The sequence below is a fragment of the Paraburkholderia solitsugae genome, assembly GCF_013177695.1.
Classification (GTDB): Bacteria; Pseudomonadota; Gammaproteobacteria; order Burkholderiales; family Burkholderiaceae; genus Paraburkholderia; species Paraburkholderia solitsugae.
Map to the genome: position 1 here is coordinate 1 of NZ_WOEY01000060.1, position 18,720 is coordinate 18,720.

An 18,720-nucleotide genomic window follows, 5' to 3' on the forward strand; every position below is an offset into this window, starting at 1 on the left:
CTCCAACTGTTTGCGCTGTGCTTCGCTCAGCTCAACTTTCGCCGCGATTCTCATGAGTTCTCCCTCCATGTACATGGAGACTCACAAATCGCGATTAAGTTGCATTATTTGTGACGCATCACACTAGCGCCTCAACTTCCTGAACAACTTGCGAATCTCGGCAGCGAGCAAGTCAGGCTTTTCCATCGCAGCGAAATGACCACCGCTCGGCATGTCGGTCCATTGCACGACGTTGAAGGTCCGTTCGAGCCACGTGCGTGGCGGATGATTGATCTCGTTGGGAAAATGGGCGAATCCCACCGGCTGCGCGACACGTTGCCCCTCGACGAAGCGCATCGGCTGCAGCCGGTTTTCCCAATACATCTGCATCGACGTGCCAATACTCTGCGTGTACCAGTAGAGCGAAATGTTGGTGAGCAACTCGTCTTTCGAAAACACCCGCCCGATGTCGCCGTCGCAATCGCTCCATGCGCGAAACTTCTCGCCGATCCATGCAGCGAGTCCTACCGGCGAATCGTTCAACGAAGCCGCCAGCGTCTGCGGTTTCGTGCTGTGCATATGGGCATAGCCGCCTTCGAGCGCGGCCCACTCGTTTTTCTCCCGCAGATAGGTTTCCTCCGCGGGCGTGAGCGGTGTCTGCGCGGCGCCGCTTGCGGGCTCGTATGAGCTGGGCAAGAAGTTGAGATGAATGCCATCGACACGCTCGGGATGCCGTGCCGCGAGCGCGATCGAAACCCCGGCGCCCAGATCGCCGCCTTGGGCACCAAAGCGTTCATAACCGAGGCCACGCATCAGGGAAGCCCACAAGTCCGCCACCTGAAATGCGGACATACCGGGCTCGACGGGAGCCTGCGAGAACGCGAAGCCGGGGAGCGATGGAACGACGACGTCGAACGCATCGGCCGGATCGCAACCGAATGCGGCCGGGTCGCATAACCGGTCGAGCAGTGCGTGGAACTCGAAAAAAGACCCTGGCCAGCCATGCGTGACCACGAGCGGATAAGTCGCTGGACCGACGCTGCGCCGATGCACGAAATGCACGCGCTGACCCTCGACCTCGGCGAGAAATTGCGGCTGCAGATTCAACCGGCGCTCGGCCTCGCGCCAATCGAAACGCTCGGCCCAGTACTGGGCGAGTTCGCGCAGCCAGACGGGATCGGCACCCTGCTGCCAGGCTGGCGACGGCGTTGCCGGTGCCCAGCGTGTCGCGCGAATACGCCGGCGAAGATCGTCTATGTCAGCGTCCGGCACAGCAATCTGAAACGGCTCGATCTGCATGTCAGTTCATCCGGCACAAGAGTGTGGGGATGACGGGCACTATCGGATTCGATAGCGCTGGTCACGGCAATTCAGCGGGGCTCATGCACGAAGCGGGTATCGCGCGCACGAAGCAATCTGCATGGTACACAATGCGCGCATTTCAGGTCAGCGAAGAAATGGGCGCATTCGCCGGTCTCGCCATGAGACTGAACGGCATATTCACCGCGCCCGCCATCCGCTTCGCAACACGCCCTTCTCAATAGCCGGATAATGAGACTTCCCTTACTCATTGAGAGGAGCTTGCTGCGATGTCTGCCTATGAATCCAAAGTGCCGCGGGTATTGTTGACGAACGACGACGGTATCGACGCGCCCGGCCTCGCCGTACTCGAAGCGGTTGCCGCCGAGCTCGCACACGAAGTCTGGGTGGTCGCGCCTGAGCATGATCAGAGCGGCACATCGCATTCGATCAGCCTGCATTCGCCGCTGCGTGTCAGCCGCCAGGGCGAGCGGCGTTTTGGCGTAGTGGGCACGCCGGGCGATTGTGTCGTGATGGGTGTGCGGCATCTGATGCGCGACGCGCCGCCTACGCTGATTCTTTCCGGCGTTAACCGTGGCGGCAATCTTGGCGTGGAAACGATGTTCTCGGGCACGGTCGGCGCCGCGATGACGGGCCTGTTGCTAGGACTGCCGTCGTTCGCGTTGAGCCAGACCTTCAGCGACCGCAACAAGGTGCGCTGGGACACCGCCCGTGCACTCGCGCCCGGCGTGATTCGCCAATTGCTCGCGATCGAGCACCATGCACCCACCTGCCTGAACATCAATTTCCCCGACGTCGACGCGGCCTCGGCCGGTCCGCTCACACCGAGCAAGCAAGGCGTCGGACTTGTTGAAGATATCGAGGTGCTGCCGCAAGTCGATCCGCGCGGCATCGACTATCACTGGTTGCGGTTTCAACGCGGCACGCGCGCGAACGACCCCGATAGCGAAACAGCCGTGGTGGCATCGGGACGCGTGTCGGTTACGCCGCTTGCGTTCGATCGCACGGACGAACCCACTTTCGCGCGGCTTGCTGCATCGTTGCGCTAACCACCGGTCTGCGCAGTTTCAATGCCGCAACGCCCCGGTCAGGCTCGGTGCGCCGCCAGGTCCGGCCGGGTCCGGATTGCCGAACGCGGGAAGGGTGCCATCGGCTCGGGCGCGGGCGATTTCCGCGCGTACCTCTGCGCGTGTTTTTGGCCCGCCGTCCGATTTCAATAGCGTGCTGCCGGTGGAGGGCGCGAGTTGAGCGGCCGATTGCACGGGTGCAGCTTGCGCGGTCGACTCGGCGTGCGGGTCTGGCGGCGGCGCTGATGTTGCCTGCGTCGGCGGTGACGCAACAGGCGCGCTGGCTACGTTCGTGACCACCCTCACCTGAGTCGAAACAGGCGACGACGAGCTTGAAACAGCAGGTGCGCCAGTGCTGCTCGTTCTGCCGCTCGTTGTGCCAGCCGCGCTAACGGCTACTACGGTTTCCGGAACATACCGGGTCTTCGCGTAACTGGATGCACGGTTCGAGTGTTCGTGCGTCGCGAAGTGGATTTTATGAGAGCGGCCTGTTTTCCCGGAAGACGGCGACGAAGATCGCGCCGATTTCGCCCCTGGCTGCGTCGGTTTCTCCACACGCACTGCGGCCAGCGCGTGCTGCGCCTGCTCCTCGCGCGCCGCGATTTCTTTTTGCAGCGCAAGAATCTGATCGTCGTCCCGGTGTGCTGACCGCACTACATCCAGTTGCGCTTGCGCGGCAACAAGATCGTTGCGCTGCAGACTATTGCGCGCAGCCTGGAGGTCCCCGGCAATGGCCGCAGCTGAATCGCTGCGTGCAACGACCGGTCCGGACTTCACCGAACCGGTCACCATGTCGCCGCGCGTGTAATGAGCCGACGCGCTGTCGCGCTCCAGCCCGAGTTCGTCCGTCGACAGCCAGTTTTTGTTCGACTGCGAGAAATAAGCCGCGATCGCAACCGCGCCGACAAAGAGGCTTGTGAGAACGATCTTCCCGGGTTCGCTAACCATGACGCCTCCCTCTCAAATCGTGGACATCCGCGTTTGCGGTATCGCAAACGTGCTCGAATTCATCAGAGGGTTCGCAGCGATTCAATCGATGTCGCCGCAACGACCGCGAGTTCGGGCCGGTACAGTCGTACGAATAAGCGTGCAAGCTGGATGCGTCCTATCTACTATTTATAGTCGCCAAACGTCAATTCGTCCGCTGCGAAGGGCATATTGTCCGAAAACGCCAGCTTGCTGGCCTTGCTTTCCTAGAACGAACGTTTGAACTACGAAGCAATGAGAAGTGAATTTGCATTCGGCGAATGCAGCGCACGCCTACACGAGCGGCCCCTCGGTCTGCTTGCCACGCACGGCAACCACAATCGAGCTTCCGACAATCAACGCGATGCCGAACAGCGACAGGCTGCCAATCGTCTCGCCCCACGCGATATAGCCGAATAATGCAGCCCACACGATGCTGGTGTAGTTATACGGCGCGAGCGCACCGGCGTCGGCCTGTCGAAACGCCATCGTCATCAGCAACTGCCCTGCCGTGGCGAACCCGCCGATCAAGGCCATCACCGCGAGTGCTTCGATCGAAGGCGTGCGCCATGCGAAAAATAGCGATACGCCGGTGACGATCGTGCCGATCACTGTGAAATACAGCACCGTGGTGCCTGAATCGTCAGTGGCGCGAATCCGCTTGATCTGAATGATCGATAACGCGCCGAAAAACGCGCTCGAAATCAGCAGGAGCGGACCGAGCCAGTTCGAATGTGACCCGTCTGGGCGCACCACGAAAAGTACGCCGACGAAACCCACTGCCGCAGCAAGGGCATCGCGCGGCTTGAGGGCTTCCTTCAGAAGCAGCGGTGCGAGAACGATGACCAGCAAGGTCTCCGAATACACGATCGCCACCGCTTCGCTGAGCGGCACATAGGGGAGCCCCGCAAAGAACAGTCCTGAAGCGCCGAGCAACGTCAGCGCACGCAAGGTCTGCCCACGCACATCCATATGCCTGAGACGCTCGATGAGCGGTTTGCCGCGCAGACACACCGCTACCGCAGGCACCAAGCCGAACAGCATCCGGAAGAACGTCACTTCATTGGCCGGATAGGCGAGCGCCGCGGATTTCGCCAGGGCGTCGACGAGCGCGAAGCAGAACATGGATACGAGAATCAGCGCAACACTGCGCAGCGGCACGGCCGCGCTCCGGACAGACGTGATGGGCAGCATGAGTTTTCCTGGGAGCGCGCGACGCAGCGCAGCGCTTTGGTTTCGCCCCTCGATGAAAGGCTGGCGTAATCGGAAAACGGATTATGCCTGCTGCGCCTCGCGCGATCGACTGCAAAAAACCGTACTCACCCATTCCGCATCGCGCCGGCAGGCGCCCCCGCTCCCCCCGGAGCACCCTGCTGGTTGCGGCATGTCAGGTGGATCAAGCAGGCGCCTAGTCAAAACACTGTATAAAAACACAGTACAATGTCTTGCATGAACAGCCCTGCGCTCGTTGCCGGGCTATCGTTACTCTACGGTTGGAATGTATGGCGCACCAGGAAGGCCTATTCGCACCCGAGCCCGTGCCCCTTATCGATGATAAGGAAGGCGGGATTCGTTATCTGCCCGAGTCGATCCCGGCCGTTGCCGCGCAACAGTGGTTCGATCAGGCACTTGAAAATATCGGCTGGATGAGCCAGCAACGCATGATGTACGACCGGGAGGTCGCGGTGCCGCGTCTGCTCGCCACCTTCTCCCGCGAATCCGAAGATCTACCTGCGCCGCTGGGTGAAGCATTTGAAGCCGTCCGCTCGCTGGTCGGCGCGCCGTTTAATCGTGTCGGCCTCAATCTTTATCGCGACGGCAGCGACAGTGTCGCGCTCCACGGCGACAAGACGGAAAAACTGGTGCCGTCCCAGCCGATTGCCATCGTCTCGCTTGGCGCGCCCCGTCGCATGTCGATCCGGCCAAAGGCGGGTTCCGGCCGGATCGTGCACGTGGAGTTGGAGCCAGGCAGTTGCATCGTCATGAGCTACGCGTCGCAATTCACGCACGAACACGGTATTCCCAAAGTCGCGGATGTGACCGGGCTGCGTATCAGCCTTGCGTTTCGCTGCTTTGCCGGCTGAGGCTGCTTCCGCACCCTGATTCCAGGTCCACCGCCCGGTCAACGCCATTTGCCGCGTGACTACGCACAAGCCCACTCAGCGCTTCGCTTCTTCCATCGTTGGGTAGTCGATATACCCTTCCGCGCCGCCGCCATACATCGTGTTCTTATCCGGCTCGTTCAGCGGCGCTCCAACCTTGAGTCGCTCGACCAGATCGGGATTGGAAATGAACGGCCGGCCGAACGCGATCAGGTCCGCCCGTTTTGCCTTGAGCGTCTTCTGCGCGAGTTCCATGTCATAGCCGTTGTTCGCCATGAACAATCCATCGAATGCCTGGCGCAACACCTGCAAATCGAAGCCGCCCGCGACTTCACGCGCGCCGCCCGTGTCGCCTTCGATGACATGCAGGTAGACGAGCTTGCGCACATTGAGTTGCTTCACCACATAGGTAAAAAGGGGTTCGGGATTGCTGTCGTCGATATCTCCGAAGCTGCTGAGCGGAGAAATACGTACGCCGACGCGCTCACCGCCCCAGACGTCCGTCACGGCATCGGCCACTTCCAGCAACAGGCGCGCGCGATTTTCGATCGAGCCGCCATATTGATCGGTTCGTTGATTGGTCTTGTCGCGCAGGAACTGGTCGAGCAGGTAGCCGTTTGCCGCGTGGATTTCCACGCCGTCGAAACCGGCGGCCTTCGCGTTTTGTGCGGCCACACGATACTGCTCGACGAGGCCCGCCATTTCCGAGGTTTCAAGTGCGCGCGGTGTGACGAGCGGCACGAATCCGTCGTTGGTATAGGCCTGGCCTTCGGGTTTGATCGCCGAGGGCGCGACGGGCAACGCATTACCCGGCTGCAACGACGGATGAGAAATGCGGCCCACGTGCCACAACTGCAGGTAGATATGGCCGCTCTTCGCATGCACGGCATCGGTAATGCGTTTCCACGCCTGCACCTGGGCGTCGTCGTAAATACCGGGCGTGAACACATAGCCCTTGCCTTGCGGCGAAATCTGCGTCGCCTCGGCGATGATGAGACCGGCTGTCGCACGTTGCGCGTAATACTCGACAGCCAGTTCGCTCGGCACATCGGCCTCCTTCGCGCGACTGCGTGTCAGCGGCGCCATCACGATGCGATTAGGCAACTGCAGCGGCCCGCGCCTGACCGGTTCGAACAGGTAACTATCGATATGCGAGGATTCGGCAGACATTAGCGTTCCCTTGAAAAAGATACAACGCATTGAAAAGCGGTTAGATGTTCTTTCGCGCTGGTTGCCATTGCCGCTCTCCTGGTTCCTCAGGGCACGCCTATGTCACCCTCACACCATCTCACCTTCACATCGCAGTTTCGTTTCACCGGTCTCTCACGTCACGCCGAGTTTCGCGAGCAGCGCTTGCGCCGCGGCTTCCGACGATGCGGGATTCTGCCCCGTGATCAGATTGCCCGCGACCACGACATGCGACTGCCAATCCGGCCCCTTCGAATAGCGGGCACCGTTCTTCTTCAACATGTCTTCGACGAGGAAAGGAACGACATCGGTAAGGCCGACTGCCGCTTCTTCGGCATTGGAAAAGCCGGTCACCGGTTTATCGCGGACGAGCGGCGTTTCGTCCGGCGCCTTCGTATGACGTAGCACGCCGGGTGCATGGCATACCGCGCCGACGGGTTTTCCCGCGGCATAGGTCGCTTCGATCAGGGCAATTGAATGCGGGTCTTCGGCGAGATCCCACAGCGGTCCGTGGCCGCCGGGATAGAACACCGCGTCATAGTCCGCGGCCGACACGGTGGAAAGCTTCACGGTACTCGCCAACGCGGCTTGCGCCTCGGTATCCTTGCTGAATCGCCGGGTCGCGTCGGTCTGCGCATCGGGATCGTCGCTCTTCGGGTCGAGCGGCGGCTGACCACCTTTGGGCGACGCGAGTGTCACATCGGCGCCGGCATCCTTGAACACGTAATAGGGCGCCGCAAACTCTTCGAGCCAGAAGCCGGTTTTCCGGCCCGTATTGCCGAGCTGGTCATGGGACGTCAGTACCATCAGAATTTTCATGGAAACCTCGCGAGCGGATTCAATTCGCGTTGCACCATGCCATCGAGCGGCGTCGCCGGCTCACGGTGCAACAAGCCGTAGAGCGGCGTCATCGGCTCCAGGCGCTCTGGCAGTATAGGTGGCCATCCGGAACGCCGAAGCGGTTTATCCGAAGGTGGCGCCCCCCGCATCCAACCGTCAAGCTAGACAACATAAATCTCAGGGTTGTCCACCAATGGCAAAAACTGCCCTGTGCGGCCATCGAGTGCGAGCATCGCGCCACTTTCGATATTGAAAATCCAGCCATGCAGTCGCAGCGTTTTGCTCGCGAGGCCCACAGCCACTGACGGATGAGTGCGAATGTTCGCAAGTTGAGCCATCACGTTATCTTTGACCAAGGCGTCGAGGCGCTCTGCATCTGAGGCGTAAGTTCGCGACGCGTTGATCGCTTTCGCCGCGTCAGCGTGACGGAGCCAACTCGCCACGGCCGGCAGATGGTCGAGGTTCTTGCACGTGCAGATCGCCGTCATCGCCCCGCAATTGGAGTGACCGCAAATCACGATATCCCGCACGCCCAGCACAGCCACCGCGTATTCGACGGTGGCCGATACCCCACCCGGCTCCGGGCCATAAGACGGCACGATGTTGCCCGCATTGCGGATCACGAACAGCGCGCCGGGCTCCACCTGTGTCAGCAATTCGGGAACGACACGGCTATCCGAGCAGGTCACGAACAGCGTGCTCGGACTTTGCGAAATCGACAAGCGTTTGAACAATGCGCTCTGCTGCGGGAAGACTTCGCGTTGAAAGCGGATGAGTCCTTCTATGATTTCCTGCACGACGTTCTCCGGATAGTCAAAGCCTCAGCCTGCCGAGCCCGCGGCAAAGGTCCAAGGCGTGTCTGCGATCGGTTGGCGCGACTATACCGCAGCCGCGGTCACTTCGAGGTCGTCCGGAATAGCGTGTGCCGCGGATCAGGTTGCGTGCGAACAGCAAGCCGGCCAGCCGGTGAGGCGCGCTATTTCATTCGCTGCCACACGACCTTCGACGATCCATAGCCGAAGGCTCCCGGCGTGATGTACGTCAGCCGGTCACCGTCGAGCGTAAATGGGCGGCGCTGAACATCCGCGTCCCAGTTCGGAAAAGTGCTTTTTTGAATGTGAAAAACGATAATGTGCGCCGCCGGATCCACGCTATACGTGCCGAAATGCGCGACGTTGCCGCGGATGATCTTCGCGTTTTCCTCCGGCGTGCTTTGCTGCCTGTCCCCCGAAGTGAATTTCGGCAAGTCGGAACTCACCACCATCAGCACGTAGCGGCCATCACTGCCGAAGATGAGTTGCCCTTGCGGATGCGGACCAAGCAAATCGACTTCACTGCCACTCTTCGCCACCGTCAACGAGACGAGCGACCACGATCCCACCAGTCTGTCTGCTGCCTGGGCAAAAGCGCTTCGTATCGGCGCACACAACACTGCGAATGCCATCGTGATGACGGCGAGGATCTGGTGCGTTGGTTTCATGACGTTCTCCACGCGCGAGGACGTGAAGTCAGACGAATCCGTCGCGCTTCGCAGTGCGGATTGGGCTTGGGTGTGTTGAAGCGTAGGCGGTTTGCTGGGGAAAAGCTATCGGAGCAGGCCCGGCGTAGAGACGCCGGACCACCCTCCTATGTCAGGATGTGGGACGCTCGGGCCTCAGTTGAAATCCCCGGTTTCGAGCTCCACGGATTGTCCCCCGTTTTTCTCGAGAACCCGCCGCGTAGCGTTCTCTATTCGCGCGCGATTTGCCTCGAAGGTACCGACCAGATCGTGAGCCGATGGTCCCTCGTTGCCAAAATGGTCGTTCAGCGCGTCCAGCGACACGCTGCACCAGACGTCAGCCCCATCGACATTGGCTTCGAAGGCGACGCGCGCCGCTGCCACTACTTCACGGCGTCCGGTGAATTCGATCCTCATAATGACCCTCCATTTGGCGAAAGTACCGCTGAACGCGCAAAGGTTGTGCCAAGCCGCCGCGTTAAAGCCGCATGAGCTTCGCGATAGCGGCTCGTGTTCAGCAGACATTCTCCGCAAGGTGCATACTCGACATCGGCCGCCTTCGGGCGGCCGCGCTTATGCGTCGCGGCGTGCATGTCGCCTGTCACGCCGTCAGACGCTTCCAACACCCTAATACTACCTCCCCATGTCCCGCAGCCCGCAATCGTCGCGTCCTTTAGTCATTGCCGCCGTCATGGCTTCGATGGCGATGGTCGCCATCGAAGCCACTATCGTTTCCACCGCCATGCCGCAGATCGTCGCGCAACTCGGTGATCTGCATCTGTATAGCTGGGTTTTCTCGTCGTTCCTGCTGACGCAAACCGCGATGACCGTGGTCTTCGGCAAGCTCGCCGACCTCTATGGGCGCAAGCCGGTCATGCTCGCCGGCATCGCGATCTTTCTGCTCGGTTCGGTGCTGGCCGGCTTCGCCTGGTCGATGCCCGCCATGATCGTGTTCCGCCTGATTCAGGGCATTGGCGCGGGCGCGATCCAGCCGGTCACGCTGACCATCGTCGCCGACCTCTATCCGGCGCGCGAACGCGGCAAGGTGCAAGGTTATCTTGCCAGCGTGTGGGCCATTTCAGCGGTGGTCGGGCCAATGGTGGGCGGCTTCATCATTCACAACCTGTCGTGGGCGTGGATCTTCTGGATGAACGTGCCGATCGGCCTTGCCTCGGCAGCCGGCTTCATCGCGTTCCTGCGCGAATCGGGGCGGCATGCGCGTCCGTCGATCGATTTCGCGGGCGCGGCGCTGTTCATGGCGGCCATTGCGGCACTGATGATGGCGCTGACTTACGCAGGCGACGACGACATCGCCAAGGCCATGCTCGCGGGTGGCGCGTTCGTGCTGTGCCTGCTGCTGTTCGTGTTTCAGGAGCGCCGCGCGGCTGAGCCGATGATCTCGTTCGCGCTCTGGAGCCACCGGCCCATTGCCGCGTGCAATGCCGCAACCGTGCTGTCCGGCATGATCCTGATGGGCGCCACCACCTTCCTGCCGATGTATGTTCAGGGCGTGCTGCATCGCTCGCCCGTGGTCGCGGGTCTTGCGCTCACGATGATGATGGTGGGCTGGCCGGCGGGCGCGACGTTCGCGGCGAAATCATTTCACCGCCTCGGCTTGCGGCGCATTCTGATCGGCGGCAGCGCGTTCATACCGATTGGTGCGGTGCTGTTGCTGTTCCTGCAGCCTGGCGGTTCGCCGCTCGTCGCGGCGTTCGGCTCGCTCATCATGGGCTTCGGCATGGGCACGTCGAGCGTCAGTTCGCTGGTGCTGATCCAGGAGATCGTCAAGATGGACGAGCGCGGCAGCGCCACCGCATCGAATCTTTTTTCGCGCAATCTCGGCAGCACGCTGGGCGCAACGCTGTTCGGCGCGGTGCTCAATTTCGGGCTCAGTCACTCGAAGGAGGTCGCCGTGGTCACCTCGGATCAGTTGAAAGCGCTGTTGCAAAATCAGGTAACGAGTCTCGCCGACAGCGACATGATCCGCATGGTGCTGCATCAGTCGCTGCACCTGACCTTCATCTCGATCTTTGTGATTGCGATTTTTGTGGTCGTGCTGCTGGGCTTCGTGCCGGCGATCAACATCGGATCGGCGAAGCAGGTCCCGCTTGAAGCGTTGTCGCCGCTCGAGGACTGAACGCCGCTACGCGCCACTCGCGGGCAATGCGGTGGCGAAGAAATCGATCGCGCGTTGAGCCGTTTGCGCATGCACCGCATCGCGATCGACACCCGGATTGTCCTTGCAGATGGTCGCAAGGTGTTCGACCACGTCGGGTAAGCAGGTGTCGAGAAAGGTGTAGTGCGATGCGCCCGGCACCATCGTGACGTTTGCCTTCGGCATGAAACCCGAGATGCGGTGGATATTGGTGTCCACAGGCGCAGTCACGTCGGCCTCGCCCGCCAGCAGCGACACGGAAATGGTGACGTCGGCGAATGATGTGCTATCGAACGCCTCACCTAGCGCCGGCGCGATCGCGAAGACCGCCTTGACGCGCGGATCCCGGTACGACTCACCGGCGCGTGCCTGTGACGCCTTCGTCTGCGGCGACAGTGCGGCGAGCATCAAGGGGGGCGCGTCAGGGTCCTCATGGATTCTGGCGGCCTCCGGCGGATGACAGATGGCATCAGCCTGCGGCCCCGCGCAGAAACGCTCGAAGGCCGGCAGATTGGTTCGCGCGCCGGCCAGCTCAAGAACCGTATACCCGCCGAGCGAGAAACCCACGGCGCCGATCCGGTCCCGGTCGACGTGCGGACCCAGCATCGGATCGGCGAGGACGCCGTCCAGCACTTCGCTCGCGTCCGTGGCGCGTTCCCACCAGAGCATGAAGCCATCGCGGGTCATCGGCTCCAACGCGTTGTTACCCGGATGATTGGTGCCCGCCACGATATAGCCCTGGGCAGCCAACGCCGAAGCCAGCCAGTCGAGGCTGTCCGCGCTGCCGCCGGTGCCGTGCGACAGCACGAGCAGTGGATATTTCTCACGCGCGCTCGACAAAGGCGCATCCACGGCAGCCGGATGTCCGTGAAAAAGTGGATGACCCGGCGCACCAAGGTCGTGTGCGAGCTCCGGGCGTGCCGGATCGGCCGGATACCAGATGGTCGTCACCAGCGCCTGGGTCCGAGCCCCGCGCCAATCACGGGCCACGGCGGGATGAAAGACACGCGCCCCCTCGCCCACATGCCAGGAAGGCTGATCTGCCGGCGCGGCGGCGCCCGCCCACGACAACGCCACCGAACACGCGAGGGCGGCACAGCATAGACGAAACATGGCTAGTCCTAGCGAATGGGGATCATCAGATCCGTGACGCACGCATGCTGCAAACCGGTTAGCGGCAGGTTCCGGTACACCTCGACGCACGCGCTACGTTCAATACTACAATCAGAACGACGCGCATCCAGACGCGCAACATCACCTGCTGCGCGTCAACCACCGTCCCGGCAGAGCCTCACCATCCACTCGTAAACCGCATCCACCGCCGCCGAGCGCGCCGGTTGAGCGGAGCGCATCAACCATAGCGGCGCCAGCGCGAACCCCGGCACTTGCGGCAAAACCTCAACGCGCCCGCTCGTCAAGGCGTCGGCGGCGGTGAGCCGGGACACCATCGCGATGCCGGCTTCCTGCTCGGCGGCCGCCACGAGGATGCGGGGATCGTCGATCGTCATCGCACGCCGCGTACGCAAACCGCCGCGTCTTAACTCAGGCAACCACGGCGCCCACTCCGGACGCGGCTCGTGCACCAGCAACGACGCTTGCGTCAAGACTTCGGGAAAGGGTGCCGAACGCAGACGGCGCGCGGTCATGGGCCCGCAGATAGCGACCGCCTCCTCATTGAGCAAAGGCTCGCAGATCACTTCCGGCGTGCGGATCTCCTTCGCGGAAACGATCAGATCGACATCCACACGATCGATCTCGTTCACCTCTTCCCCGGTGATGAGCCAGATCTCGATATTCGGCAACGCCGCCGAAAACGCCGGCATGCGCGGCATGATCCAGCCCGTCGCAAACTGAGGCGCGCAATAGAGGATCACCGAATCGGGATTGCCGTACGGCTCGATGCGATCGCGCCCGTCCGCCAGGGTGGTCATCGCCGACGTCACGGTCTGCGCAAACAGCACACCGGCGGCCGTCAACGCGACGCCCCGCCCGATTCGCCGGAACAGCGGCACCCCGGCCCACTCCTCGAGTTGCTGGATCTGATGACTGATCGCCGATTGCGTCAGCGCGAGTTCTTGCGCCGCGCGCGTGAAACTGCCGAGGCGCGCAGCGGCGTCGAAAGCGAGCAAGGCCTGCAGAGGGGGAAGTCTACGCATCGGGTCGTCAAGGTCGAGTGAGATATTAGAAATATCGATACTTCCAGCAAGATTCTTCGCTTTTCGCGGGAATATTGCCTCGCAATCATAGCGTCAGTTGCTCTCCCCACGCCGCATGCTGTTTCGTCAGACATGAGAAATATTTGTAAGACGGCGCTCATTGGAATTGACCGGATCGACGTGTATGACCCTGAACCTGAACGCTTTACAACCTGCCGCAACGCGCCCTGCAACCGGCACTGAGGCGGCCGGCCAAGCCGCTGCCCCCACCTACGCCGGCGTGCTGTCCTTCATGCGCCGGCCCTACACGCGCGATCTCACCGGCGTCGACGTCGCCGTGTCGGGCATTCCGCTCGACCTCGCGACCACCTTCCGCCCCGGCACGCGTTTCGGCCCAGCGGGCATGCGCGCCGCCTCGGTACAACTGGCCGAGCTGGGCGCGTTTCCGTGGGGCATCGATCCGTTCGATCATCTGAACGTGGTCGACTACGGCGACTGCTGGTTCGACGCCCACAACCCGCTCGGCATTCGCGACGCGATCATCGCCCACGCCCGCGAGATTCTCGCAACGGGCACCCGCATGCTGACACTCGGCGGCGATCACTACATCACCTACCCGCTGCTGGTCGCGCACGCTGAAAAATACGGCAAGCCACTCAGCCTGATTCATTTCGATGCGCATTGCGACACGTGGCCCGACGACAACCCCGATTCGCTGAACCACGGCACGATGTTCTACAAGGCGATCCGTGAAGGGCTGATCGATCCCGCGCGCTCGGTGCAGATCGGCATTCGCACCTGGAACGACGACTTCATGGGCGTGCGCATTCTCGACGCGCCGTCGGTCCATCGCAACGGCACGCAGGCGACGATCGATGAAGTGCTGAAGATTGTCGGCAACGCACCGACCTACCTCACCTTCGACATCGACTGCCTCGATCCAGCCTTTGCACCCGGCACGGGCACGCCGGTGGCGGGCGGTTTGAGCTCGGCGCAGGCACTGGAAATCGTTCGCGCGCTAGGCGCCGTGAATCTGGTCGGCGCGGACGTGGTGGAGGTGTCGCCACCGTATGACCACAGCGACGTGACCGCGCTCGCCGCAGCCCATCTTGCCGCCGACATGCTGTGCCTGATGCGCAATCAGAAGCTGCAACGTCATCAGCGCATGTAAGCGCCGCCAACCGCCCTGTTGAAACCACTCTGGAAGACCATCATGCCCCACCCCATCATGAAGTCGAGGCCGGCCGTGTCGATGCTGGCAGCGCTGCTGTTAAGCGCGTTCGGCGCACCCTCGCACGCCGATGAAAAGCTGCTGAACCTGTACAACTGGGCCGATTACATCGCGAAAGATACGGTGCCGAACTTCGAAAAAGAGTCGGGCATTCATGTGCGCTACGACGTCTACGACGGCGACGAAACCTTGCAGGCCAAATTGCTGACGGGCTCGACCGGTTATGACGTCGTGGTGCCGACCTCGAACTTTATGGCCCAGCAGATCCAGGCCGGCATCTACCAGAAGCTCGACAAATCGAAACTGCCGAACCTGGTGAACCTCGACCCCAGTCTGCTGAAGCTGGTCGCCGATGCGGACCCAGGCAATCAGTACGCGGTGCCGTGGGCGTGGGGCACCACGGGGCTCGGCTACAACGTCACGCGGGTCAAGAAGATTCTCGGCAACGATGCGCCACTCGATAGCTGGGACATCCTCTTCAAGCCCGAGTATCTGAGCAAGCTGAAGACTTGCGGCGTGTCCATACTCGATGCGCCGACCGATGTGTTCGCGGTCACGCTGCACTATCTCGGCCGCGATCCGAACAGTACAAATCCGGCCGACTACCAGGCCGCATACGACGCACTAAAGAAGATTCGCCCGTACATCACGCAGTTCAACGCGACGAGTTATATCAACGATCTCGCAGGCGACGACATCTGTTTCGCGCTGAGTTGGTCGGGTGACGTGTCGATGGCGAGCCATCGTGCTCGCGATGCCAACAAGAGTTACGAGGTTAAATACTTCATTCCCCAAGGCGGTGCGCCGGTCTGGTTCGACATGATGGCGATCCCGAAAGATGCGCCGCATCCGGAAGCGGCGCTCGACTGGATCAACTACATCGAGCGGCCCGAGGTTCATGCCGGGATCACCAATGAAGTGTTCTATCCGAATGCGGACGCCGCCGCGCGCAAATTCGTGCGACCGGAAATCCTCAACGATCCGACCATCTATCCGCCTGAGTCCGTGCTGAAAACGCTGTTTCTGCTCAAGCCCTTGCCCGCCCCGATCAAACGCCTGGAAGGCAGGCTGTGGGCGCAGTTGAAGACCGGGGGATAACGAACGAGAGTCGGCGGCGTGCGGATCAGCCGCCTTTCGCGTACAACGTCGACTCCGCAAATCCTTCGGCAGCGAGCACCTGTCCCACCAGGATTAGCGCAGTCCGCTCAATATGGGTGGACTGCACTTTGCCAACGATATCGTCGAGCGTACCGGTGATTTTTTCTTCATCCGGCCAGCTCGCACGGTAGATCACCGCGATCGGACAATCGCCACCGTAATGCGGCCGCAACTCATCGACGATGCGCGCGAGGTGGCGCACCCCGAGGTGAATCGCCATCGTCGCGCGATGTCTCGCGAGGTCGGCGAGTTGTTCGCCTTCGGGCATCGTCGTTTTGCTTGCAAAGCGGGTGAGGATCAGCGTCTGCGAAATATCGGGCAACGTGAGTTCGCAGCCGAGCGTTGCCGCGCATGCCGCGGTCGCCGTCACGCCGGGCACGATCTCGTAGGGGATGTCGAGCTCGCGAAGTCTGCGGATCTGCTCGCCGATCGCGCCGTACAACGACGGGTCGCCGGAATGCACGCGCGCCACATCCTGGCCTTTGTCGTGCGCTGCCTTGAGTAACGCGACGATCTGATCGAGGTCGAGCTCGGCGGTATTCACGACCTGCTCCGCACTATGCCCCTCTAACACAGCGGCCGGCACCAGCGAGCCGGCGTACAGGATCACCGGGCAGCCGCGTACGAGGCGCTGTCCTTTCACCGTGATCAGTTCCGGGTCGCCGGGACCCGCGCCGATAAAAAACACCGTCATTCAATACTCCATGATTCGTTTGGACGGCATGTCATGCATGCCGCCGTTTAACCCAAGGCTTGCAATGCTTCCAGCAAGTCGGCCACGTTGGCAAACTCGCGATCGACTGCCGCCAGTTCAGGGCGCCGCAGCATGACCACCGGCAAGCCGCGTTCGCGCGCGACTTCGAGTTTCGCTTCGGTCGCGCTGCCGCCACTGTTTTTGCTGACGACGACATCGAAGGCTTCCGCGCTGAACAGCGTTCGCTCGCCTTCGAGCGTAAACGGGCCGCGCGTCGCCAGAATCCGCGCGCGTGCATTGGCTTCATGTGCGTCGAGGCAGCGTACCGTCCAGAATTGCAGCGGCGGGATCTCGTCAAGATGCGCGAGCGGTTCGCGGCCGAGCGTGAACAGCGGGCGCCTGAACGAAGCGAGCGCGGTCGTGAGTTCGACCCAATCGCCGACCATGCGCCAGTCGTCGCCGGCTTGCGGCTGCCATCCCTCGCGACGCAGTGCCCAGCACGGCACATGCGCGGCGCCGCTCGCTTTCGCGGCATTTGCGCTGATCTGCGCAGCGTACGGATGCGTCGCGTCGATCACGAGGGCAATGCGTTCGTCTTCGATATAGCGCGCCATGCCTTCGCTGCCACCGAAGCCCCCCACGCGCACCGCGCACTGCAGATCGTCCGGCACCTTGCCGAGGCCCGCGAGACTGTACACGTGCCCGGAACCGAGCTGTCTTGCGATCCGCAAAGCGTCGCCGGTGCCACCGAGCAGCAGGACCCGCATCATTGCGCGGCTCCGATCCGATTGCCCTTGCAGTTAATCATGACGGCTGGAGCGAGTCGACGGACGTGCCGTTCGAGCCATTGGCCGGTTTGGTGACATCCAGCACCGTGATCGGCAGCGCCTGGCGCCACGTATCGAAGCCACCGAGCGGCTGCGCGTCGGCAAGCGCGATGCGGGTCAGCGTACCGCCGTATTGCTCCCGCCATGCCACGAGCATCGCCTCGCCTTGCAAAGTAACCGCATTGGCGACCAGTCTCCCGCCGTCGCGCAGACGCGCCCAGCAGGCGTCGAGCACGCCCAGCACCGTCACGCCGCCGCCGATGAACACGGCATCCGGCACAGCTAATCCTTGCAGCGCATCGGGCGCGCGGCCGGCCACCAGTTGCAATCCCGGCACGCCCAACGCATCGCGATTGTGTTCGATGAACCGCTGCCGCTCCGCGTGCCCTTCGATCGCGATCGCGCGGCAAGTCGGGTGCGCGCGCATCCATTCAATGCCGATCGAGCCACTGCCCGCGCCCACATCCCATAGCAATTCGCCGGGCGTCGGCGCGAGGCGTGCCAGCGTGATCGCGCGGACGTCGCGTTTGGTCAATTGACCGTCGTGGCGAAAGGCGTCGTCGGGCAAGCCGGAGGTCAACGGCAAGCGCGGCGCACCCTCCGTTGCCCGGCATTCAAGCGCGATCAGGTTCAGCGCTGCCACGTCCCCCGCGGACCACTGATCCGCGCGGCCATCGATACACCGCTCCAACGCTCCGCCCAAATGTTCGAGCACCGTCATGCGGGTCGCGCCGAAACCGCGCGCATTCAGCAGTTCGGCCAGCGCGCCCGGCGTGCGCCCATCGGCGCTCAGCACGAAGATGCGCGCGCCGTCGTGCAAATGAGCATTCAGCGTCGGCAATGGCCGGCCGACCAGCGAAACGGTAGCGACATCCTGCAACGGCCAGCCAAGCCGCGCGGCCGCCAGCGACAACGACGACGGCGCGGGCAGCACCCGCAATTCACCTGCCGGCAAGTGCCGCGCGAGCGTCGCGCCGACGCCGAACAGCATCGGGTCCCCACTCGCCAGCACACACACCGGCCCGGCACGTTCCGCCAGCAAAGGCGTGAGATCGAACGGTCTCGGCCATGCCGCACGGCGCGCGGCGAGACGCGCAGGCAGCATCGCCAGATGACGCTCGCCCCCGTAGACCACCGACGCCTCCAGCAAAGCACGCCGCGCGGGCCTGCCCAAACCGGCGAAGCCGTCATCGCCTATGCCCACCACGGTCAACCACGCCGGCATGCATCCATCCTCATTCTGTATCTTCAAATAGTGCGCTGTGCCACGCCGATCAAAGCGTCCAGCCTCGTTGTGCTGTTCGAAAAAAGGCATAATACAGCCGCCGGTGCCCTTCGGGGCCGAAGAGGGAACACAGTGCCACTGTGGCTGCCCCCGCAACTGTATGCAGCGAGTCCGCCTGCGCTCCGCGCCACTGGTTTGACCGGGAAGGCCGCGGCGGACCATGACCTGCCAGCCAGGAGACCTGCCGGCCAGACTGTTCGTGCCAGCCACCATCGGGCGGGGTGTACCGATGCCGCAGCAATGCCCACCTGGGC

The 18,720-nt window shown here is 62.4% G+C and carries 18 protein-coding genes, 1 pseudogene and 1 riboswitch; of the genes and pseudogenes, 6 read left to right on the forward strand and 13 right to left on the reverse strand.

What is annotated here, in order from left to right:
- Positions 1-123: 123 nt before the first annotated feature.
- Positions 124-1,278 carry an epoxide hydrolase family protein gene (locus tag GNZ12_RS15020; protein ID WP_172311069.1) on the reverse strand — a complete coding sequence of 385 codons (1,155 nt, stop codon included), beginning with the start codon at positions 1,276-1,278 and terminating at the stop codon, positions 124-126.
- Positions 1,279-1,406: 128 nt separating this feature from the next.
- Between GNZ12_RS15020 and GNZ12_RS15025 the strand changes: the two are divergent.
- Positions 1,407-1,523 (forward strand): annotated as a pseudogene (locus GNZ12_RS15025) (LrgB family protein); the annotation flags it as partial.
- A gap of 45 nt (positions 1,524-1,568) precedes the next feature.
- Positions 1,569-2,348, forward strand: coding sequence for a 5'/3'-nucleotidase SurE (surE, locus tag GNZ12_RS15030; RefSeq protein WP_121106224.1), 780 nt, complete (start codon positions 1,569-1,571; stop codon positions 2,346-2,348).
- Between the two features lie 18 nt (positions 2,349-2,366).
- On the opposite strand, the gene GNZ12_RS15035 is transcribed toward surE, so the two are convergent.
- Both GNZ12_RS15035 and GNZ12_RS15040 read right to left on the reverse strand, forming a co-directional pair.
- Positions 2,367-3,314 carry a DUF4148 domain-containing protein gene (locus GNZ12_RS15035; RefSeq protein ID WP_172311070.1) on the reverse strand — a complete coding sequence of 316 codons (948 nt, stop codon included), beginning with the start codon at positions 3,312-3,314 and terminating at the stop codon, positions 2,367-2,369.
- Between the two features lie 312 nt (positions 3,315-3,626).
- Positions 3,627-4,526, reverse strand: coding sequence for a DMT family transporter (locus GNZ12_RS15040; protein ID WP_172311071.1), 900 nt, complete (start codon positions 4,524-4,526; stop codon positions 3,627-3,629).
- A 308-nt stretch (positions 4,527-4,834) separates the two neighbouring features.
- Here GNZ12_RS15040 and GNZ12_RS15045 point away from each other — a divergent pair, with 308 nt between their 5' ends.
- The gene (locus GNZ12_RS15045) at positions 4,835-5,416 is read left to right on the forward strand and encodes an alpha-ketoglutarate-dependent dioxygenase AlkB family protein (RefSeq protein WP_172311072.1); all 582 of its coding nucleotides are present in this window, start codon (positions 4,835-4,837) and stop codon (positions 5,414-5,416) included.
- Between the two features lie 75 nt (positions 5,417-5,491).
- Here GNZ12_RS15045 and GNZ12_RS15050 read toward each other — a convergent pair whose 3' ends face one another.
- The 5 genes from GNZ12_RS15050 to GNZ12_RS15070 form a co-directional block, all read right to left on the reverse strand.
- Positions 5,492-6,604 (reverse strand): alkene reductase, encoded by a 1,113-nt coding sequence (locus tag GNZ12_RS15050; protein WP_172311073.1) that lies wholly within the window; start codon positions 6,602-6,604, stop codon positions 5,492-5,494.
- Between the two features lie 153 nt (positions 6,605-6,757).
- On the reverse strand, positions 6,758-7,441 hold the full coding sequence (locus tag GNZ12_RS15055) for a type 1 glutamine amidotransferase domain-containing protein (RefSeq protein ID WP_172311074.1): 684 nt from the start codon (positions 7,439-7,441) through the stop codon (positions 6,758-6,760).
- A 182-nt stretch (positions 7,442-7,623) separates the two neighbouring features.
- The gene (locus GNZ12_RS15060; RefSeq protein WP_172311075.1) at positions 7,624-8,259 is read right to left on the reverse strand and encodes a carbonic anhydrase; all 636 of its coding nucleotides are present in this window, start codon (positions 8,257-8,259) and stop codon (positions 7,624-7,626) included.
- A gap of 179 nt (positions 8,260-8,438) precedes the next feature.
- The gene (locus GNZ12_RS15065) at positions 8,439-8,942 is read right to left on the reverse strand and encodes a lipocalin-like domain-containing protein (protein WP_172311076.1); all 504 of its coding nucleotides are present in this window, start codon (positions 8,940-8,942) and stop codon (positions 8,439-8,441) included.
- 174 nt (positions 8,943-9,116) lie between these two features.
- Entirely contained in the window at positions 9,117-9,377 is a 261-nt protein-coding gene (locus GNZ12_RS15070; protein ID WP_074287414.1) for a DUF1488 family protein, read from the reverse strand.
- 226 nt (positions 9,378-9,603) lie between these two features.
- On the opposite strand from GNZ12_RS15070, the gene GNZ12_RS15075 reads away from it, so the two are divergent.
- Positions 9,604-11,097, forward strand: coding sequence for an MDR family MFS transporter (locus GNZ12_RS15075; RefSeq protein ID WP_172311077.1), 1,494 nt, complete (start codon positions 9,604-9,606; stop codon positions 11,095-11,097).
- A 6-nt stretch (positions 11,098-11,103) separates the two neighbouring features.
- Here GNZ12_RS15075 and GNZ12_RS15080 read toward each other — a convergent pair whose 3' ends face one another.
- Together GNZ12_RS15080 and GNZ12_RS15085 are read right to left on the reverse strand one after the other, a co-directional pair.
- Positions 11,104-12,228: an alpha/beta hydrolase family protein gene (locus GNZ12_RS15080; RefSeq protein WP_172311078.1), complete on the reverse strand. Its 1,125-nt coding sequence runs from the start codon at positions 12,226-12,228 to the stop codon at positions 11,104-11,106.
- A 155-nt stretch (positions 12,229-12,383) separates the two neighbouring features.
- Positions 12,384-13,271 (reverse strand): LysR substrate-binding domain-containing protein, encoded by an 888-nt coding sequence (locus GNZ12_RS15085; RefSeq protein ID WP_172311079.1) that lies wholly within the window; start codon positions 13,269-13,271, stop codon positions 12,384-12,386.
- 184 nt (positions 13,272-13,455) lie between these two features.
- Here GNZ12_RS15085 and speB point away from each other — a divergent pair, with 184 nt between their 5' ends.
- Positions 13,456-14,442 (forward strand): agmatinase, encoded by a 987-nt coding sequence (gene speB, locus GNZ12_RS15090; RefSeq protein ID WP_268959034.1) that lies wholly within the window; start codon positions 13,456-13,458, stop codon positions 14,440-14,442.
- Positions 14,443-14,499: 57 nt separating this feature from the next.
- Positions 14,500-15,600: a polyamine ABC transporter substrate-binding protein gene (locus tag GNZ12_RS15095; protein ID WP_172311104.1), complete on the forward strand. Its 1,101-nt coding sequence runs from the start codon at positions 14,500-14,502 to the stop codon at positions 15,598-15,600.
- A gap of 25 nt (positions 15,601-15,625) precedes the next feature.
- Here GNZ12_RS15095 and cobM read toward each other — a convergent pair whose 3' ends face one another.
- Genes cobM through cbiE form a run of 3 tightly spaced genes read right to left on the reverse strand, consistent with a single transcriptional unit; the run spans position 15,626 to position 18,406 of the window.
- Positions 15,626-16,354: a precorrin-4 C(11)-methyltransferase gene (cobM, locus tag GNZ12_RS15100; protein WP_172311080.1), complete on the reverse strand. Its 729-nt coding sequence runs from the start codon at positions 16,352-16,354 to the stop codon at positions 15,626-15,628.
- Positions 16,355-16,401: 47 nt separating this feature from the next.
- The gene (locus GNZ12_RS15105; RefSeq protein WP_172311081.1) at positions 16,402-17,124 is read right to left on the reverse strand and encodes a cobalt-precorrin-6A reductase; all 723 of its coding nucleotides are present in this window, start codon (positions 17,122-17,124) and stop codon (positions 16,402-16,404) included.
- A gap of 34 nt (positions 17,125-17,158) precedes the next feature.
- Positions 17,159-18,406 carry a precorrin-6y C5,15-methyltransferase (decarboxylating) subunit CbiE gene (gene cbiE / locus GNZ12_RS15110; protein WP_172311082.1) on the reverse strand — a complete coding sequence of 416 codons (1,248 nt, stop codon included), beginning with the start codon at positions 18,404-18,406 and terminating at the stop codon, positions 17,159-17,161.
- Positions 18,407-18,490: 84 nt separating this feature from the next.
- Positions 18,491-18,669, forward strand: a riboswitch (cobalamin riboswitch).
- Positions 18,670-18,720 lie beyond the last annotated feature (51 nt).

What these genes read in the sequence shown, in the direction of transcription:
- GNZ12_RS15040 (WP_172311071.1), bottom strand. Translation starts at nt 4,526, where the DNA reads ATGCTGCCCATCACGTCTGTCCGGAGCGCGGCCGTGCCGCTGCGCAGT.
- GNZ12_RS15050 (WP_172311073.1), bottom strand. Translation starts at nt 6,604, where the DNA reads ATGTCTGCCGAATCCTCGCATATCGATAGTTACCTGTTCGAACCGGTC.
- GNZ12_RS15055 (WP_172311074.1), bottom strand. Translation starts at nt 7,441, where the DNA reads ATGAAAATTCTGATGGTACTGACGTCCCATGACCAGCTCGGCAATACG.
- GNZ12_RS15080 (WP_172311078.1), bottom strand. Translation starts at nt 12,228, where the DNA reads ATGTTTCGTCTATGCTGTGCCGCCCTCGCGTGTTCGGTGGCGTTGTCG.
- GNZ12_RS15075 (WP_172311077.1), top strand. Translation starts at nt 9,604, where the DNA reads ATGTCCCGCAGCCCGCAATCGTCGCGTCCTTTAGTCATTGCCGCCGTC.
- cbiE (WP_172311082.1), bottom strand. Translation starts at nt 18,406, where the DNA reads ATGCCGGCGTGGTTGACCGTGGTGGGCATAGGCGATGACGGCTTCGCC.
- cobM (WP_172311080.1), bottom strand. Translation starts at nt 16,354, where the DNA reads ATGACGGTGTTTTTTATCGGCGCGGGTCCCGGCGACCCGGAACTGATC.
- GNZ12_RS15045 (WP_172311072.1), top strand. Translation starts at nt 4,835, where the DNA reads ATGGCGCACCAGGAAGGCCTATTCGCACCCGAGCCCGTGCCCCTTATC.
- GNZ12_RS15105 (WP_172311081.1), bottom strand. Translation starts at nt 17,124, where the DNA reads ATGATGCGGGTCCTGCTGCTCGGTGGCACCGGCGACGCTTTGCGGATC.
- GNZ12_RS15035 (WP_172311070.1), bottom strand. Translation starts at nt 3,314, where the DNA reads ATGGTTAGCGAACCCGGGAAGATCGTTCTCACAAGCCTCTTTGTCGGC.
- GNZ12_RS15085 (WP_172311079.1), bottom strand. Translation starts at nt 13,271, where the DNA reads ATGCGTAGACTTCCCCCTCTGCAGGCCTTGCTCGCTTTCGACGCCGCT.
- GNZ12_RS15020 (WP_172311069.1), bottom strand. Translation starts at nt 1,278, where the DNA reads ATGCAGATCGAGCCGTTTCAGATTGCTGTGCCGGACGCTGACATAGAC.
- speB (WP_268959034.1), top strand. Translation starts at nt 13,456, where the DNA reads ATGACCCTGAACCTGAACGCTTTACAACCTGCCGCAACGCGCCCTGCA.
- GNZ12_RS15095 (WP_172311104.1), top strand. Translation starts at nt 14,500, where the DNA reads ATGAAGTCGAGGCCGGCCGTGTCGATGCTGGCAGCGCTGCTGTTAAGC.
- GNZ12_RS15070 (WP_074287414.1), bottom strand. Translation starts at nt 9,377, where the DNA reads ATGAGGATCGAATTCACCGGACGCCGTGAAGTAGTGGCAGCGGCGCGC.
- GNZ12_RS15065 (WP_172311076.1), bottom strand. Translation starts at nt 8,942, where the DNA reads ATGAAACCAACGCACCAGATCCTCGCCGTCATCACGATGGCATTCGCA.
- surE (WP_121106224.1), top strand. Translation starts at nt 1,569, where the DNA reads ATGTCTGCCTATGAATCCAAAGTGCCGCGGGTATTGTTGACGAACGAC.